Raw genomic sequence first — 16,932 nt, forward strand, 5'->3', positions numbered from 1 at the left:
GCGGGTCAGTGCGCGGGGGTGAACGTCATCCGGCGGTCGGCCGGCGAGTATCCGCTGAGGGGCACGGTGGGGCCGTGGCTGGGGACCGACGGGTCGGGGAAGTCCGCGTCCATCGGCCGTTGTCCGTCCGCGTGCCGGTCGACCGTGGGGAACTTCCGCGGGAACGGCGCGGTCCTCTCGACGAGCTCCTGGTAGAAAGGCAGCCACCGGCCGTGGTCGAAGGAGACGGCACCGATCACGCGCCCCTGGTATCCGTAGACGCCGACGAAGCGGCGGCTGTCCAGTGAGCCCTGCGAGATCAGGATCTCCGTCGCCATCGACGGGGGGTGGGGGCAGCGGGCGACGTCACCTGCGGCGTAGATGTCGTCGGTGACGATTCCGCGGATGTCGAAGGCCCGGCAGCCGGCGTCGCAGGCGATGCCGCGGGGGCCGGCCCCGAGCCCGGAACCGTACAGCCATTCGGTGTTGCGGAGGGCGCCGAGCGAGACGACCACCACGTCGGTCTCCACGGTGGAGCCGTCGGAAAGGTGCGCGGCGCGCACCCGTCCCGAGGCGTCGCCCTCCAGAGCGGTCACCATGACCCCGCACCGCAGGTCCACACCGTGCTCGCGCTGGAGGTCGGCGGCCACCGCGGCGACCACCCCGCCGAGTGCGCCGACCAGGGGCGCGGCGCCTCGTTTCGGCGACGGTGACGGGGAGGCCGCGTTCGCGGCAGGCGGAGGCGACCTCCGAGCCGGCGAACCCTCCCCCGATGACGAGGACGCGTTCGGGTCCCTCGTCGAGCCGCCGGGCGAACGCGGCGCCCTCCTCGCGGGTCCGCAGCACGAAGACGCCGTCGAGTTCCGCCTCCTCCTCGCGCGGCCACGGCCGCGCCCGGACACCGGTGGCGATCAGCAGCCGTCGTACGGCACCTCGTCGCCGTCGGCCAGCCGCACGCTCCTCGCGGCCATGTCCAGGCCGGCGGCGGGAACGCCCAGCCGCCAGGTCGCGTCGACGGATCGGAGCCGGGGCAGCGCGGTACGGTCGGCGCGCGCCCTGCCCAGCAGCACCCCCTTGGACAGCGGGGCCGGTCGTACGGTTCGCAGGGCTCGGCGTGAGCGGCCTGCTCGGCATCGCGAAGCTCGTACCCGCCATGCCCCGCCCCGAAGGCGACCACCTGCGCACAGAGACTCATCCGCGCAGGTCAGACGCGGGTGGAGTCGCATCGATGCAGGTCAACGCCACCAGGTAGAACTACAGTCGGCGCGTGCCGGACTGGCCCTGCCACCGGGTGGAGAGGATCTGCCCCAGTGCCAGCACGCTCAGGCCGAACATCAGGACACCCAGGGGGACATGCAGGGCCGGCTTGTGGGCGACGCCGAGCACCACCTGGAGCGAGGCGAGGACCAGGAAGCCCGTCGAGTACAGGATGGGGCGGGGCGAGCCGCCTCCCGGCCGCCAGGCCAGGACCGCCGCCAGCACGTACAGCATGGTCGCCCCGTACATCACGCGCGCACCGATGCCGTGCAGCAGCTCGCCGTGGGACGAGGACAGCAGCAGTCCGGCGGTGGACGCCTGGAAGAAGAGGGTCAGGGTCTGCAGGGCGATCGAGACCTGCAGGAACGTGCGGCTGCTGCCCCGGACTGCCGTGGTCTGTGCGGTGGTGGTGGCCATGACTCGGTCCTCTTCTTCTGCCTCGCGGCGGTGACTCGGTAGTGTCTCGATCATTCCGACGACGCAGGCCCGTGAAATGTGAGGCGTCGACGGCCCAAGATCCGATTCGGCCGAGAAGAACCGCAGAAACAGGGAGCATTCGCGCACATGAGTACCCCCACCGAGCCCGGGCACGACCGGTCCGAACCGGATCTGAGCGTGGTCGTCGGCGAGCGGCGCCGGCTCATCAACCTCGGCTACCGGCTGCTCGGTTCACTGGCCGAGGCCGAGGACGCCGTGCAGGAGACGTACGCCCGCTGGTACGCGATGTCGCCGCGGCAGCGGGAGGCCGTCGACTCGCCCGGGGCCTGGCTGACGACGGTGGCCGGCCGCGTCTGCCTGGACATGCTCGGCTCGGCGCGGGTCCGGCGCGAGCGCTACGTCGGGACGTGGATACCCGAACCGCTGCCCGACCGTGCGGAGTGGTCCAGCGTGCGGGCGGACGGCGACCGGTCCGAGCCGGCCGACCCCGCCGACCGGGTCACCCTGGACGAATCGGTGAACATGGCGTTCCTCGTCGTACTGGAGTCGATGACGCCCGCCGAACGCGTGGCGTTCATCCTGCACGACGTCTTCCGGTATCCCTTCGGCGAGGTCGCCGACATCGTGGGACGGTCACCGGCGGCCTGCCGGCAGCTGGCGTCCTCGGCCCGCCGACGGATCCGCGCCGAGACGAGCCCGGCCGCACCGGCGACCGGACAGGCCGCCCTGGTACGGGACTTCAAGGAGGCGTGGGAGGCCAAGAACATCAAGGCCCTCGTCGACCTGCTCGACCCCGACGCCACGATGACGGCCGACGGCGGCGGCCTGGTCGGCACCGTGCTCCGTCCGGTCGAGGGCAGCAAGCTGATCGCCCAGTACCTCATCCACATCGCCGACAAGGCCCCCGGGCTCACGCTCCTGGAGCGGACGGTCAACGGCCTGCCCGGTCTGGTCGCCCAGAACGCCGGCGTCACCGTGACGGTGGCGGCGTTCGACCTGGCCGACGGCCGGATCACCCGCATCTGGGCGGTCCGCAATCCCGAGAAACTCCGTCCGTGGACCGAGGACGGGCAGATCTGACCTGGCTCTTGGAACGGACGGCGGGCGTGGCGGCCGGGCTGCCGCCGCCCGTCACTCGGAGGGGGAGAGCTTCTCGCGCACCCACGCGGGATCGGGGTTCACGAACGGGCGGCCCGCCACGACGACCGTCGGCACGGTCTCGTTGCCGTCGTTCGCCGCCCGCACGACCGCCGCTCCGTCCGCGTCGCGCCAGATGTCCACCCAGTACACCTGGCGGGCGTTGCGGCCCAGCCGGATGCGCAGCCGCAGACAGTACTGGCAACCCGGCCGCCAGTAGACGATCGGCCGGCCGTCGACCGCGCTGCGGCGCTGGGCCTCCGGTGCGCTGACCGGCCTCGGAAAGACGAGCCGCGAGTGCGCGCCCGCGAGCAGCACGAACAGCAGGAGAAGCACCACGGCTTCACCGGGGTCGCCCTTGGCGAACACCCCAGCCGCTACGAGTGAGCCGCTGAGCACGAGAAGTATCGGCAACATCCAAGCACGCATCATGATGACGCAGGCTACCGACGAGAGAGGGCCGAGCGGGGGCCGGGCTCGCCTTGAAAGGTCAGGGCGCGGCGACGAGTTGGCCGAGCCGGGTGGCGAGCCACGGCCTGCGGCCACCGGCGCGCATCTGGCCGCGGGCGATCGCCTTCCAGATCGGCGTGCGCCGGAAGGAGACGAGGAGGAACGCGGTGGGTGACACGGTGAGCCTGCAGTCGTAGGCGCGCGGCGGGGCGTCGCGGGTGACCGTCATGGTGCCGTCGTCGACGACGACCGCCAGGCGCGGTCCGCCCTTGACCACGAGGTCGAACGCGATGCCGACACCACGCGCCTTCGCCGTGTCCAGGGCCGCCACCATCATCGTCGGCATCGACTGACCGAGCACCAGGCGGGCCTCGTCCGGGCCGATGTGCCACGGGAGTCCGGCTCCGCGCGCGATGTCCAGGCCGTGGACGAGGGTCTCGCTCAGCATGAGGCCGGTCACCGTCGCCAGCGTGAGGGGAACGTCCTGCCCGTACCAGGGCGCGGCGACCGGGGTGTCGGGAGCGAGTCCTTCGGTGACCCGCAGGAACGTCTCGCCCCGCTCGGCGAGGAAGTCGCCGAGGTGGGCACGCTCGCCGCCGGTGACGAGGCCGATGGACGTGGCGTTCATGGCGGTGATCCGTTCGATGAACGACGGGTCGCCCGGCGGGAGGAGGCCGTCCCAGTCCGTGGAGTCGTCGGCGGAGGCGAGGGAGGTGTACGCCAGGTACACGGCCGCGAGGTGCGCGCCGACGTCGCCGACCGTCCACACCGGCACACCGGAGGCCGCGTCCAGGTCGGGTACGCCGCGCAGGAGCCGGACCAGGCGCGGGATCGCGGCGCCCAGGGCGGCGCGTGTCCTCGTGTGCTCGGTGACGGGATCGAAGCTCGTGACGGTGCCCATACCACTCCCCCATGCTGCGGACGGGCCCGCAGGTTACCGCCTGGTAGCACCGGCGCGACAGGTCTCCGCACGGGGGCTGTTCCCGGCGGACCCTCGGCCGGCCCTCTGCGGCCCTCTGCGGCTCTCGGTGCGCTCTCAGCGCGCTCTCAGTGGGATGCGAGCAGGGCCGCGATCCCGTCGAAGCCACGTCGTCGCGCGTGCCGCAGGGGGGTGACGCCGTCCGCGTCCGCGAGGTTCGGGTCGGCGCCGGCTTCCACGAGGACCCGCGCGGCTTCCACGTGGTTGCCGAGCGAGGCGAGTAGCAGCGGGGAACGCAGCTCCTCGTCACGGGCCTCCACCCCGGCGCCCGCCTCCAGGGCGGCCCGGACCGCGTCGGCGTCGCCCCGGCGGGCGGCTGTCAGCAGTCGGCTGTTGCGGTCGTCCATGCTGCTCCTCCATGTCCGTGACGGTCGGTCCGCAGCGGTCCGCGGCGAGAAGACCGGCAGTACCCGGACGGGGGGCCGGGTACCGCCGGGGTCTGAGGGGGTGTTACTTCGCGAGGGAGGCGACGCCGGCCTGCGCGAACTTCTCGTCGAGGTCGCCCGACGGGGCACCGGCGACACCGATGCCCGCGATCGGCGCGCCCTTGGCGGTCACCGGGGCGCCGCCGGCGAGGAAGAGGGTGCCGGGGATGTCCTTCAGGGTCGGCGCGTTGGTGAGGCGCTTGGCCAGCTCGGAGGTCGGGGCGTTCCAGGAGACCGCGGTGTACGCCTTCTTCACGGCCGACTCGTAGGACTGCGGGCCGGCGCCGTCGCCGCGCAGGGTCACGAGGGTGTTGCCGTTGCGGTCGACCACCGCGACGGAGACCCGCTGGTTCTCCTTCTCGGCCGCGTCCAGCGTCGCCTGCGCGGCCTTCGTGGCGGCCTCGATCGTCAGGTGCGTGGACTCCGTCGTGTTCTTGTCCACCGCGTCGGCCATGACGGCGGCGGGAGCGGCGGCCGGGGCGGCGGCGTTCGCGGAGACAGTGCCGAACAGGCCCGCGGCGAGCGCGCCGGCGGCGACGGTACCGGTCAGGACACGGGTGCGCAGGGTCATCGTCTTCACGATCATCAGCTCCTTGGGCATCGACCCCCTCAGGGGGGCTTCGGGAAGCTCTGCGTTCCCGCTCTGACATCCATCCTGGTGGCGCTCACGCCCCTCACCGGTCGGCCTACAGGCTCCGGCCGGCGCGCCCTGCGGACGACACGGGGGTCAACCGATCGGTCGATGCGGAACAAATACGTCCGGATAGCCTGGGCCCTGGGAGAACGGTCGGCGGCGAGGAGTGGACGGTGCGGATGGACAGGCGGTCGCCGATCGACACGGAGGCGGCCGACCCGGACGCCGGCTGGCTCGCGACCGTGATGCACGTGGCGTTCTTCGTCCTGCTGTGCTCGTCGCTGACCCGGTATCTGATCGTCCACCCCGCGGCCCGCAGCACCCCCTGGGTGATCGTCCTCGCCGTCGTACTGGCCCTGCTGTACGTCCTGGGTCCGGTGCTGGGCCCTCAGCAGGCCGACGGACGCGGCGCTCCTCCCAGTACGGCTTCCAGGCTCTGGCTCGCGGCCGTCATCGGGGTGTGGTTCGCCCTGGTGGTCCTCGCGCCGAGCTTCGGCTGGTGCGTCGTGCCGCTCCTGTACACCAGCCTGCGTTCCCTGCGTACCCGGTCCGCAATCATCCTGGTCGGGCTGATCACCTTGTGCGTGGTGGCCGCGCAGCTGAAACTGCGGCTGCCTTTCGGCTTCGACCCGAACCTGATGTTCGCCCCGTTCGCCGGCGCCGCCGTCGCCACCGCCGTCTTCCTCTACTCCCAGCGGCAGGCCGACCGGCTGCGGACGGTCATCACCGACCTCGTCCGCACCCGGCGGGAACTGGCCGCGACCGAGCGCCGCGAGGGGACCCTCGCGGAGCGCCAGCGGCTGTCCATGGAGATCCACGACACGCTCGCGCAGGGTCTGTCCAGCCAGCAGATGCTGCTTCAGGCCGCCGACCGGCTCTGGGACACCGACCCGGTCGCCGCGCGCCGCCACATCCGTACGGCCGAGTCGATCGCCGAACACAACCTCGCCGAGGCCCGCCGCTTCGTCCACGACCTCGCGCCGGCCGACCTCGCCGGGGGCGGCGGCCTCGACGAGGCGCTGCGCACCCTCGCCGACCGCGAGTCCTCCGACACCCTCCGGGTTCGATTCCACCAGGACGGCACACCCGCCGCCGCCCTCCCCGACCGCGTACAGGCGGCGCTGCTGCGGATCGCCCAGGGCGCGCTGGCCAACATCCGGGAGCACGCCGACGCCGGCACCGCGGCCCTCACCCTCAGCCATCTGGACGATCAGGTCGTCCTGGACATCGCCGACGACGGCCGCGGCTTCGATCCGGTCGAGAAGCCAGGAGGCGTACGGGGCCACGGCCTGCCCGCCATGCGCGCCCGGGCCCAGCAGCTCGGCGGTGCGCTCACCGTCGAATCGGCACCCGGCGAGGGAACGGTCCTGACCGCCGTCATCCCGCTGTCACCGCGCTCCTGACCGCCACCCCGTCGTCGCCGCGCTCCTCACCGCCGCCACCTCTGACGCCGCAGGCCGGGCGGAGCAGCTACTCGCCCGCTCCGGAGAAGCTCACCCGCACCGCGACCAAGGCGCCCGTGGCATCCAGGTCGGCCGACACAGGGAAGTAGCCGTCGCCCCAGCTCGTCATCGCGCACAGCAGTCGGGCGTCGCCGATGTCCACGGTTCCGGACCCCACTTCGGAGGCGCGGACCTGTCGCATGACATGCCAGTGGTGGGAGTGGGGCCGGAAGTCCACCATCATGCGCAGTCCGTTCTCCTCCTTCCAGGTCTGCACGGCGCGAGCCTTCTCGATCGCCTCCGGGAGCGTCAGCCCGACCCATCCGTGGACACCGTCCTCGCCGGGCTCGCCCAGTCGCGGTGCTCCGAACACGGCGGCGGCTTCCTCCTCGGCCGCGCCCCAGAAGGCGACATCGGCCAGGCCGTCCACGGGCTCGTCGTGCTGCCAGTCGTTCAGGGCGTCGGCATCGCCGAACAGTACGCGGGCCCAGTCGACGCCGATGTCACCCAGCCGCACCGTGGACGCGGCTCGAGCCTCGCTCATCCGGACGTGCATCTCGGACCACCGAGGGCCGATGCCGTCACCGAAGTCGACGCGTGAAGCCAGCACCGGCAGACGGCGATCGCGGGGCACTCCTCCCACCGCGACGACAGGAATCCCGAACATCAGGAAGCCGCCGCCTCCTTCGGCGGCCGTGCGCCGCGCCCGCTGGGCGTGCGGTTCACGGCGGGGCATCGCCTCCAGGCGGGCATCGATCCCCGCGGTCCGGCAGTGCTCGGCGAACACGGCTTCCAGCTCCGCCACCCGGGAGGCCGGGATGTCGTGCAGCATGTCGCCCGGCTGTCGGCCGAAGCCGCGGGCCGCTGCCGAGGCATCGGGCCCGACCACGGCGAAGTCGACCGAGTCGCGTACGTCGGCGGCCATCGCCGCATCCTCGACCCCCAGCACCGCGGGGTCGGTCTCCGCCGGCGACCGCTCGCCACTCCACAGCCCCAGATGGCCGCCGTCGATGACGACCAGGACCCCCGAGGGGCAGCTGATCTCGCCAAGTCTCAAGATCTCTTCCACGACGGGCGAGTCTAAGTACACCCGCCAGTCGGCCGGCCGGCACAGGGGGACGACCTCGGTCGACGCTTATCCGGAGCGGATGGAATCCCTCATGAGGTCACCCACCGGATGGCCGCGCCCGTTCCGGTGGAATGGCCGAACTGTGCGTAGACCAGATAGGTGCCTGAGGCATGTAGTGGAGACGGCACCACAGTCCCTGCCACCGATTCGCCCCTAGCGAGGCCCCCATGACGAAAGCCGTGGCGTTCCCCCAGGACCGGACCTGCCCCTACCACCCGCCCACCGCCTATCCCCGGACCGAGGAGGAGCGCCCACTGTCGCGGGTCTCCCTGTGGGACGGAAGGCCGGTGTGGCTCGTCACCGGACACGCGGCCGCCCGCACGCTCCTCGCGGACCAGCGCCTGTCCACCGACTCCACCCGTGACGGCTTCCCCCTGCCGACGAAACGCGCCATGGCCCTGCGCAGGCGCCGGCGCGCCGCGCTGCTCGGCTGGGACGACCCCGAGCACAACGCCCAGCGGCGGCGGCTGATCCCGAGCTTCACCCTCAAGCGCGCCGAGAGCCTGCGGCCCCGCATCCAGGAGACCGTGGACCGGCTCCTCGACGCGGTGGAGGCGCAGGGACCGCCGGCCGAGCTGGTGAGCGCGTTCGCGCTGCCGGTGCCCTCGATCGTCATCTGCGACCTGCTCGGCGTGCCGTACGCGGACCACGACTTCTTCGAGGAGCAGTCGCGGCGGCTGCTGCGCGGCCCGACGGGCGCGGACACCGAGGACGCTCTGGCCAAGCTGGAGGGCTACCTCGGCGACCTGATCGACCGCAAGCGCCGGAAGCCCGGCGAGGGCGTCCTCGACGACCTGGTGGCGCGCGGGTCCGGAGACAGCGGTCCGGAACGCCAGGAGCTGGTGCAGCTCGCCACGATCCTGCTGGTCGCGGGACACGAGACCACGGCGAACATGATCTCGCTGGGTACGTACACGCTGCTGCGACACCCCGAGCGGCTGGCCGAACTGCGGGCGGATCCCGGCCTCGTGCCCACCGCTGTGGAGGAGCTGCTGCGGTTCCTGTCGATCGCGGACGGACTGCTCCGGGTCGCGCGCGAGGACATCGAGGTCGCCGGGACGGTGATCCGTGCGGGCGAGGGCGTGGTCTTCTCGACCTCGGTCATCAACAGGGACGCCTCCGCGTACAGCGATCCGGACACCCTCGACTGGGCGCGATCCGCCCGCCACCACGTGGCCTTCGGGTTCGGCATCCACCAGTGCCTCGGGCAGAACCTCGCCCGCGCCGAGCTGGAGATCGCGCTCGGCACACTGCTGCGCCGGCTGCCGGGGCTTCGGCTGGCGGTCCCCGCCGAGGAGATCCCGTTCAAACCGGGCGACACGATCCAGGGGATGCTCGAACTCCCCGTCACATGGTGAGAGGAGCGGCACGGACCATGGCGAAGGAAGCGGTGCGCATGCGGGTCTCGATCGATTCGGACGTCTGTATCGGCGCGGGGCAGTGCGCCCTGACCTCCCCGGACGTCTTCACCCAGGACGACGACGGTTTCGGAACGGTCGTGCCGGGCCGGGAGGACGGCACCGGAACGCTGGTCCGCGAGGCGGCCCGCGCCTGCCCCGTACAGGCGATCACCCTCCACGACCTCGCCGACGGATCGTGAGCCTGCCGACGAGAGCCCCCCGAAGGGCATGAGGAGGCGGCACCGCCACAGCGGCGGTGCCGCGCCCTGCCCGTGAATACCGGCCTGCGGCACGGGCAGGCGATGCCGCACACTCCGCAGATGATCCTCGTCCAGCCGGTCCTGGAGCTCCGCGCCCATGACGGCTTCACCCTCTGGCCGATCTCCGCGTCCGCGCCGTACGGCTTCCTGCCGCTCAGCGGCGCGCTCGACGACGTCGAGGTCGGTACGGCGGTGATGCGCATCGCCGCCTGCAACGACCTCGACCCCGAGGACGAGGACCGCGCGGCACGGCCGCCGGACCCCCTCGGGAGCTTTCTGCACGGCCTGCTCACGATGGACGACCTCTTCGCGTCCGGCGGCCTGCGCATCACCGACACCAGTACCGGCGTCACCCTGCTTCCCGGCTGCTGCAATGGCCTGGACGAGCGGCGCGACTGGTCCGAGGTCCTCGACGGAGACGGTTGGGCCTCCTTCGGCCACGACCCCTCACCCTTCGCCGAACGCCATGGGGACGACGTTCGGCTGACCGTCGACGCGGAGCGGGACGACAGTCCGGTGATCGAACTGCCCGTCGTCCGACTGCGCCGCCTTCTCGACGCGGCGGAGCAGGACCTGGTCGACTTCCTCGGAGTGGCCGCCGAATGGGCCGTCCGGGTCCTGCCCGACCACGCGGTTGCCGTCTCCGCCGCCCTCGCCCGGGCCTTGGCCGGGCCGGAACCGGCGCCACCGGCGCGTTCCCGGCCCGGCCGATGAACAGCCGAACAACCGGGGCACCACGGTCCTCACCGAGCTTCCCGGGCGAGCGCGTATTCCCTGCTCAGCCATTGACCTTCCTATGGGACCCATTGGTTTCTTCATTGGAAACCAATGGGTCACCCCCCTAGTGTCGAGGACATCGCCGCACTGACGATCTCGCCGCAGAGCGTCATCCGGACCAGAGTGTCAGTGTGTGCACCCCCGACTCCGGGCCCACCGGGCCCGCCCTGCCCTGGAGCTCCCTCATGTCGAAGATCCTTTTCGTGATGACCGGTGTCGACCACTGGACGCTGGCCGACGGCACCAAGCACCCGACCGGGTTCTGGGCCGAGGAGGCCGTCGCGCCGTACGAGGCGTTCACGGCCGCCGGTCACGAGGTCGTCGTCGCCACGCCCGGCGGTGTCGTCCCGACCGTCGACGCGGGCAGCCTCGCCCCCGAGTTCAACGGCGGCCAGGAAGGCGCGGACAAGGTCGCCGCCGCGCTCGCCGCCATCGACGAGATCAAGCACCCGATCAAGCTGGAGGATGTCCGGCCGGCGGAATACGACGCCGTCTTCTACCCCGGCGGCCACGGCCCCATGGAGGACCTCGCCGTCGACGCGACCTCCGGCAGGCTACTGGTCGAAACCCTGAACTCGGGCAAGCCGCTGGGCGTCGTCTGCCACGGCCCGGCCGCGCTCCTGGCCGCCACGGACACCGACGGCTCGAACGCCTTCGCCGGCCGCAAGATCGCCGCCTTCACGAACGCCGAGGAGACCCAGGCCGGTCTCGCCGGCCGGGCGAAGTGGCTCCTGGAGAGCCGGCTCGTCGAGGCCGGCGTCGACGTCCAGGTCGGCGAGCCGTGGGCGCCGCACGTGGTCGTCGACGGCAATCTGGTCACCGGCCAGAACCCCTCCTCGTCCGCCCCGCTCGCCGCGGAGCTGCTCAAGAAGCTGGCCGTTGCCGACGCCCGCTGACGGCGTCGCGCAGCGCCATCTCGCCACGCGTACGGCATCCGCGACTATGCAAATAGTTGCGTAACAAAGGCCTGGACAGTGGTGCACCGCGCCACTAGCCTCCTCCTCATCTATTCAATTAGTTGACTAGCTGCGGAGATGTCCATGAAGTCCTTCCGTCAGGCCGTCGAGGCGAACGACCACGCGGCGATCGAGGCCCTGCTCGCCGAGGACGTCGTCTTCACCAGCCCCGTGGCCTTCAAGCCGTACGCGGGCAGGGCGATCACCGCAGCCATCATCCGTGGGGTCTCCCGTGTCTTCACGGACTTCCGCTACGTCCGCGAGATGGCCGGCGAGGACGGCCGCGACCAGGCCCTCGTCTTCGAGGCGCGGGTCGGCGACCGCGCGATCACCGGCTGCGACTTCCTCCACCTGAACGAGCAGGGCCTCATCGACGACTTCATGGTCATGGTCCGGCCGCTCTCCGCCGCGCAGGCGCTGGCCGAGGCGATGGGGGCGCAGTTCGACCGCATCGCCGCCGAAGCCGCCGGCGCGGCGGGGGCCGACCGGCCGTGAGCCGCGACTTCGACGCCCCGAGGCCGCGTGCCGCTCGGGCGAGTGCGGCCTCTGCCGCCTCCGGGTCGTCAAGGGCACCGTCCACAACGCCGAGGAGGCCCGTCTGCGGCTCTCGGACCCGCCGGCCGGCCACACCCACTCCTGTGTCGCCTACCCGCTCACGGACGTCGAAGTCGACGTCTGAGCTCACCGGCGGGACCTGACGGAACCCGACGGGACCCGACCTGATGGGCTAGAGGGGGCTCGCCCGCCGATCCTGGATACTGCTCCGATGCAGCAGACGCCGCCCGCCGTGGAGCCCGAACCCATATCGGCCGACCCTCCCCACCGCACGGACCGCACCCTGCTGACCCAGTCCTGGCTCGACCTGGCCTTTCTGCACTGGCCCGTGGATCCGGCCGAGGTGGCCCCGCTGCTTCCGGCCGGGACCGTGCCCGACACCCTCGACGGGGTCACCTATGTCGGCCTCGTCGCCTTCCGGATGCACCGCGTCGGCTGGTTCCGCCTCCCCGGGCTCCCCTACCTCGGGAGCTTCCCGGAGACCAACGTGCGTCTGTACTCCGTGGACGGTCAGGGGCGGCGCGGTGTGGTGTTCCGCTCGCTCGACGCGTCCCGCCTCCTTCCCGTGACCGTCGGACGGTGGGCGTTCCGCATCCCCTACGTGTGGTCGAGGATGACCGTCCGGACCGACGGCACCACCGTGACGTACACCAGCAGGCGTCGGTGGCCTGGGCCGCGCGGGGCGCACAGCACGATCAGTGTGGACATCGGCGAGCGGGTCGACGAGCCCACCGCGCTCGAACACTTCCTGACCGCCCGCTGGGGCATGCACAGCTCCTTCCGCGGGCGCCCCCTCTACCTCCCGAACACCCACCCCCGCTGGCCGCTCCACCGTGCCCGCCTCCTCGACTGCGACGAGTCCCTCCTCACCGCGGCCGGCCTTCGCCGTCCGCTCGGGGAGCCGGTGAGCGTGCTGTACTCGCCGGGCGTTCCCGTCCGCTTCAGCGGCCCGCCCCGGCTCCCGCGCACCGTGTCCGTGCCGCGCCCGAGGACCGGCGGCGACTGACGTCGCCGCCCTCCGCCCGTACCGCCGACCCCTGCCACATCGACATCGGCTCCGGCGGCATGCGGCTCAGTCCAGGTACGCGGCCACCAGCGTCGCGAACTCCTCCGGGGTGAGGACCTCGACGCCGAGCTCCTGGGCCTTGACGGCCTTCGAACTCGGCTTGCCGTTCGCGGACGGCGCCGCGACCAGATAGGTGGTCCTGGAATTGACACCGCTGCCCACGCGTCCGCCGGCCTTCTCGATCAGCGCGCCCATCTCGGAGCGCCCCCAGCCGTCCAGCGGACCGGCCATCTTCCCCGTCACGACGACGGTCTTCCCGCTCAGAGGGCCCTCGACGGCGTCCTCGGCCTGTTCCTGCCGCGGCTCGGTCATGCCGACGCCCGCCGCGATCAGCTTGTCGATCACGGGGGCGAGCGCGGAGACCTGCTCGACGATGACCGGCGCCTTCTCCGGGCCTATGCCCTCGACCTCCTGCAGGGCGTCGGCGTCGGCCGCCCGGATGGCCTCCATCGTGCCGAAGTGCGCGGCGATGCGCCGGGACATCCGGCGGCCGGTGCCCGGTATGCCGAGCGCGCAGAAGACCCGGCTGAGGGGACGGGACTTGGCGAGCTGGATCTGCTCGGCCAGCTTCGCGCCCCGCTTGGCGCTGCCGGAGGCGGCGGTGAGCTGCTCCTCGGTGAGGGTGAACAGGTCGGCGACGTCGCGGACCGTCCCGGCGTCGATCAGCGCGTCGACGTACTTCCGGCCGAGGCCGTCGATGTCGAGGATGTCGCGCCCCGCGACGTACTCGATCAGTGGCGCGAGCGCGCAGGCGGTGCCCTTCGCGCAGCGCCACCGCTCCTGGCTCTTGTCGATCTCCCCGCCGCAGTGGGGGCACTCCCCGGGGACGGGAACCGGCAGGGCACCCGGCGGACGGAGCTCGACGACGGCGGCCTGGACGCGCGGGATGATGTCGCCGGCCTTGTAGACGGTCACGGTGTCGCCGATGTGGAGGTCCCGCCGCAGGATGTCGGCGGGATTGTGCAGGGTGGCGCGCGTGACGGTCGATCCGTCGAGCTCCACGGCGGTGAGCACGGCCGTGGGGGCGAGCACACCCGTACGGCCCACTTCCCAGAGCACGTCCTCGAGCACGGTCTGGCGCTCGACGGCCGGAAGCTTGTAGGCGATCGCCCAGTACGGGAAGCGGCTGCCGTACCCGGCCGTCGCCTGCTCGGTGGCGCTGTCGGCCTTGATGACGACGCCGTCGATGCCGAACGGCAGGGTGGCGCGCATCGCGGCGATCGCGTCGACCCTCTCCTGGGCCTCGGCGAGGGTGGCGACCACGTGCAGCCCGGCCGGGGTCGCCGCCGTGGTCCGCACCCCCGTCTCCGCCACCGCGGCCAGCGTCTCGGCGTGACCGGCCCCGGCAGGAAGGAACGCCGCGTCGTCGAGGTCGACCGCGCCGTACGCCCAGAAGGTCATGGCGAGGCGGTAGGGCCGGTCCTTCGCCCGCAGGGTGCCGGCGGCGCCGTTGCGCGGATTCGCGAAGACGTCTCCGCCGTGCGCCATCCGTATCTCGTTCGCCGCCTCGAACTGCTCCTGGGTGAACAGGACCTCGCCACGCGCCTCGAAGGTGGCGGGGACGGCCAGCCGCTCCGGCAGCCCCACGATCGTCCCGATGACGTGGCTGACGTCCTCGCCCTGCGTGCCGTCGCCGCGGGTGATGATCTGCACCAGGCGTCCGTCGCGATACCGGGCGGCGACGGCCGCACCGTCCATCTTCGGCTCGACGGTGAACCCTCCGGCCGGCTCGTGCCCCAGGCGCCGCTGGAGCGACGCGCCCCAGCCGACGAGCTCCTCGGGGGCGAAGACGTTGTCGAGGCTGAGCAGGCGGGTGGTGTGCACGACGTCGCCGACGGGTGCGGCGCCGTCGGCGACCTGATCGGCGGGCGAGTCCGGAGCCACGTCGTCGGGATGCGCCGCCTCCCAGGCCTTCACATCCAGGCGCAGCCGGTCGTACGTGGCGTCGTCCATGACGCTGTAGCCCGCGCCGAAGTACGTGCGGGACGCGTCGCGCAGACGCTCGATCGCGCCCTCGTACGCGGCACGGCTGGACAGGCTGAAGTGCGCCTCAACGGCGGGCGTTGTCGTCATGCCCACCATCCTGTCGCAGGGCACTGACAACGCCCGGTCAGCGCGTCCAGCCCTTGAGGACGTCCGCGATGCGCCGGACGTCGGCGCGGCCGGCGACGACCTCGTCGACGAGGTCGACGGCCTCCTTGGTGGTGACCCGGATCGGGTGCCCGGAGGCGTGGAGGTAGGCGGCGGCCACGGTCATGCCGTACAGCTCGTTGGAGTGCTCCAGGGCCGGGACTCGGACCAGTTGCTCCAGGAGCGCGGCGGCACGGTGGTGCGGCTGGTCGTAGACCGGGGTGTCCATCACGCGGAAGGCGTGGCGGGCACGGGCCGCTTCGAGCGATCCCCAGTCGGAGATCTCCGGGTCGCCGGGGATCTCCTGCTGGGCGATGTCGAGCAGGAAGGAGAGGTCGATCTGGAGGATCACGCGCGGCCGTCCCGGTTCAGGCGGCGTCGGCGCCGCGGCCGCAAGGGCCGCCGAACCGGTCGGCGAAGACCTGGCCGTGATCCGCGACGAACTGGCGGGCCCCTTCGAGGAACCGTGTCCGCGTCAGATCGGCGTCGAGGACCTTGCTCGCGTACGCCTCGGCGTCCACCCGCTTCTCGGCGGCGGCGCGCTCCAGCGCCTCGTACGCCTCGTCGCTGATCTCGATCCGGATTTCCCTTGCCATACGCCCACGGTAGCGGGCCGCCGCCGAGCCCGGGAGGGGAAGCGGCGAGGGCGCTCCTACCGGGCGCTCATCGGATGGGGGTGCGATCTCCTCGTGACGGCGCGCCCGTTGCGGCCGCTGCCTGTCATCCGACTGGAGCCGGCGCGCCGAAAACGCGTCGCACGCCGACCCGGTGTGACCGGCGTCGGCGTGCGACAGCGCCTGCTCCCACCCTGCGGGTGGAGTCGGGCCGTTCGTCTCGTCGTCAGCGCGTGGCGAGGAGCTGGAGGGTGTCGATCACGCGGTTCGAGAAGCCCCACTCGTTGTCGTACCAGGCGACGACCTTGACGTGGCGTCCCTCGACGCGGGTCAGGGCCGAGTCGAAGATCGACGAGTGCGGGTTGCCCACGATGTCGGCGGAGACCAGCGGGTCGTCCGAGTACTCGAGGACACCGGCCAGCGGGCCCTCGGCCGCGGTGCGGTAGGCCTCCAGGACGTCCTCGCGGGTCACGTCACGGGCGACGGTCGTGTTCAGCTCGACGATCGAGCCCACCGGGACCGGCACGCGGATCGAGTCGCCGGACAGCTTGCCGTCAAGCTGCGGCAGCACGAGGCCGATGGCCTTCGCGGCACCGGTCGTGGTCGGCACGATGTTGACGCCGGCGGCGCGGGCGCGGCGCGGGTCGCGGTGCGGGCCGTCCTGCAGGTTCTGCTCCTGCGTGTAGGCGTGAACCGTCGTCATGAAGCCGTGCTCGATGCCGGCGAGGTCGTCGAGGACGGCGGCCAGCGGCGCGAGGGCGTTGGTGGTGCAGGAGGCGTTCGAGACGATCGTGTGCAGATCGGCGTCGTACGCGTCGGTGTTCACGCCGTACGCGAGGGTGACGTCGGCGCCGTCCGCGGGCGCGCTGACGAGCACCTTCTTGGCCCCGGCGTCGATGTGCGCGCGGGCGGCCTTGGCCGAGGTGAAGCGGCCGGTGGACTCGAGGACTATGTCGACGCCGAGTTCGGCCCACGGCAGCTGCGAAGGCTCACGCTCGGCGAGCACCTTGATGCGGCGGCCGTCGACGACGAGGGTGTCCCCGTCGACGGTGACCGGGCGGCCCAGACGGCCCGAGGTCGAGTCGAAGGCGAGGAGCCGGGCAAGGGCCGTGGGCTCCGTGAGGTCGTTGATGGCGACGACCTCGAGGTCGCTGTCGCGCTCGAGAAGCGCGCGCAGCACGTTGCGTCCGATGCGGCCGAAACCATTGATGGCGATGCGAGTCATGAGCGGTGTCCCTTCCGACCTTCTGTTTCGCCACCCAGGTTCGCGCGGAAAGATCGCTCCGACCAGCGGCGTGATCGCC

The 16,932-nt window shown here is 72.0% G+C and carries 18 protein-coding genes and 2 pseudogenes; 9 read left to right on the top strand and 11 right to left on the bottom strand.

Annotated features, from left to right (window positions below; translation table 11 throughout):
• Window positions 1-5: 5 nt before the first annotated feature.
• Both ACN9M0_RS01320 and ACN9M0_RS01325 read right to left on the bottom strand, forming a co-directional pair.
• Window positions 6-1,090 (bottom strand): annotated as a pseudogene (locus ACN9M0_RS01320) (NAD(P)/FAD-dependent oxidoreductase); the annotation flags it as partial.
• A 143-nt stretch (window positions 1,091-1,233) separates the two neighbouring features.
• Window positions 1,234-1,653 carry a hypothetical protein gene (locus ACN9M0_RS01325; protein ID WP_366040420.1) on the bottom strand — a complete coding sequence of 140 codons (420 nt, stop codon included), beginning with the start codon at window positions 1,651-1,653 and terminating at the stop codon, window positions 1,234-1,236.
• Window positions 1,654-1,800: 147 nt separating this feature from the next.
• On the opposite strand from ACN9M0_RS01325, the gene sigJ reads away from it, so the two are divergent.
• The gene (gene sigJ, locus ACN9M0_RS01330) at window positions 1,801-2,754 is read left to right on the top strand and encodes an RNA polymerase sigma factor SigJ (RefSeq protein WP_426402946.1); all 954 of its coding nucleotides are present in this window, start codon (window positions 1,801-1,803) and stop codon (window positions 2,752-2,754) included.
• 51 nt (window positions 2,755-2,805) lie between these two features.
• Here sigJ and ACN9M0_RS01335 read toward each other — a convergent pair whose 3' ends face one another.
• The 4 genes from ACN9M0_RS01335 to ACN9M0_RS01350 form a co-directional block, all read right to left on the bottom strand.
• Window positions 2,806-3,243 carry a glutaredoxin domain-containing protein gene (locus ACN9M0_RS01335; RefSeq protein WP_426402947.1) on the bottom strand — a complete coding sequence of 146 codons (438 nt, stop codon included), beginning with the start codon at window positions 3,241-3,243 and terminating at the stop codon, window positions 2,806-2,808.
• A 58-nt stretch (window positions 3,244-3,301) separates the two neighbouring features.
• A complete protein-coding gene (locus tag ACN9M0_RS01340; protein WP_366040423.1) occupies window positions 3,302-4,162 on the bottom strand; it encodes a maleylpyruvate isomerase N-terminal domain-containing protein in 861 nt (286 codons plus the stop codon).
• Between the two features lie 146 nt (window positions 4,163-4,308).
• Window positions 4,309-4,587: an ankyrin repeat domain-containing protein gene (locus ACN9M0_RS01345; protein ID WP_426402948.1), complete on the bottom strand. Its 279-nt coding sequence runs from the start codon at window positions 4,585-4,587 to the stop codon at window positions 4,309-4,311.
• 103 nt (window positions 4,588-4,690) lie between these two features.
• Entirely contained in the window at window positions 4,691-5,245 is a 555-nt protein-coding gene (locus ACN9M0_RS01350) for a GlcG/HbpS family heme-binding protein (RefSeq protein WP_426405265.1), read from the bottom strand.
• A 233-nt stretch (window positions 5,246-5,478) separates the two neighbouring features.
• On the opposite strand from ACN9M0_RS01350, the gene ACN9M0_RS01355 reads away from it, so the two are divergent.
• Window positions 5,479-6,702 (top strand): sensor histidine kinase, encoded by a 1,224-nt coding sequence (locus tag ACN9M0_RS01355; RefSeq protein ID WP_426405266.1) that lies wholly within the window; start codon window positions 5,479-5,481, stop codon window positions 6,700-6,702.
• 67 nt (window positions 6,703-6,769) lie between these two features.
• On the opposite strand, the gene ACN9M0_RS01360 is transcribed toward ACN9M0_RS01355, so the two are convergent.
• A complete protein-coding gene (locus tag ACN9M0_RS01360) occupies window positions 6,770-7,810 on the bottom strand; it encodes a hypothetical protein (protein WP_426402949.1) in 1,041 nt (346 codons plus the stop codon).
• A 227-nt stretch (window positions 7,811-8,037) separates the two neighbouring features.
• Between ACN9M0_RS01360 and ACN9M0_RS01365 the strand changes: the two genes are divergently transcribed.
• The 7 genes and pseudogenes from ACN9M0_RS01365 to ACN9M0_RS01395 all read left to right on the top strand — a co-directional run bounded on the left by ACN9M0_RS01365 (window position 8,038) and on the right by ACN9M0_RS01395 (window position 12,824).
• Window positions 8,038-9,228 carry a cytochrome P450 gene (locus tag ACN9M0_RS01365; RefSeq protein WP_366042008.1) on the top strand — a complete coding sequence of 397 codons (1,191 nt, stop codon included), beginning with the start codon at window positions 8,038-8,040 and terminating at the stop codon, window positions 9,226-9,228.
• 38 nt (window positions 9,229-9,266) lie between these two features.
• The gene (locus ACN9M0_RS01370) at window positions 9,267-9,470 is read left to right on the top strand and encodes a ferredoxin (RefSeq protein ID WP_366042040.1); all 204 of its coding nucleotides are present in this window, start codon (window positions 9,267-9,269) and stop codon (window positions 9,468-9,470) included.
• 120 nt (window positions 9,471-9,590) lie between these two features.
• On the top strand, window positions 9,591-10,244 hold the full coding sequence (locus ACN9M0_RS01375; protein WP_426402950.1) for a hypothetical protein: 654 nt from the start codon (window positions 9,591-9,593) through the stop codon (window positions 10,242-10,244).
• Window positions 10,245-10,492: 248 nt separating this feature from the next.
• Window positions 10,493-11,203 (top strand): type 1 glutamine amidotransferase domain-containing protein, encoded by a 711-nt coding sequence (locus tag ACN9M0_RS01380; protein ID WP_366042011.1) that lies wholly within the window; start codon window positions 10,493-10,495, stop codon window positions 11,201-11,203.
• Between the two features lie 144 nt (window positions 11,204-11,347).
• On the top strand, window positions 11,348-11,758 hold the full coding sequence (locus ACN9M0_RS01385) for a nuclear transport factor 2 family protein (RefSeq protein WP_366042012.1): 411 nt from the start codon (window positions 11,348-11,350) through the stop codon (window positions 11,756-11,758).
• 31 nt (window positions 11,759-11,789) lie between these two features.
• Window positions 11,790-11,942, top strand: a pseudogene (locus ACN9M0_RS01390) (2Fe-2S iron-sulfur cluster-binding protein); the annotation flags it as partial.
• Between the two features lie 87 nt (window positions 11,943-12,029).
• Entirely contained in the window at window positions 12,030-12,824 is a 795-nt protein-coding gene (locus ACN9M0_RS01395) for a YqjF family protein (protein WP_366042013.1), read from the top strand.
• A 66-nt stretch (window positions 12,825-12,890) separates the two neighbouring features.
• Here the strand turns inward: ACN9M0_RS01395 and ligA are convergent, their stop codons facing one another.
• The 4 genes from ligA to gap all read right to left on the bottom strand — a co-directional run bounded on the left by ligA (window position 12,891) and on the right by gap (window position 16,853).
• On the bottom strand, window positions 12,891-14,957 hold the full coding sequence (gene ligA / locus ACN9M0_RS01400) for an NAD-dependent DNA ligase LigA (protein WP_426402951.1): 2,067 nt from the start codon (window positions 14,955-14,957) through the stop codon (window positions 12,891-12,893).
• Between the two features lie 37 nt (window positions 14,958-14,994).
• A complete protein-coding gene (locus tag ACN9M0_RS01405) occupies window positions 14,995-15,366 on the bottom strand; it encodes a fic family toxin-antitoxin system, toxin component (protein ID WP_366042015.1) in 372 nt (123 codons plus the stop codon).
• Window positions 15,367-15,382: 16 nt separating this feature from the next.
• Complete coding sequence (locus ACN9M0_RS01410) at window positions 15,383-15,610, bottom strand: hypothetical protein (protein WP_426402952.1); 228 nt, start codon at window positions 15,608-15,610, stop codon at window positions 15,383-15,385.
• Window positions 15,611-15,854: 244 nt separating this feature from the next.
• Window positions 15,855-16,853, bottom strand: coding sequence for a type I glyceraldehyde-3-phosphate dehydrogenase (gene gap / locus ACN9M0_RS01415; protein ID WP_366042017.1), 999 nt, complete (start codon window positions 16,851-16,853; stop codon window positions 15,855-15,857).
• Window positions 16,854-16,932: the final 79 nt, after the last annotated feature.

It is taken from the genome of Streptomyces sp. R-07 (assembly GCF_049913175.1).
Taxonomy (GTDB): domain Bacteria; phylum Actinomycetota; class Actinomycetes; order Streptomycetales; family Streptomycetaceae; genus Streptomyces.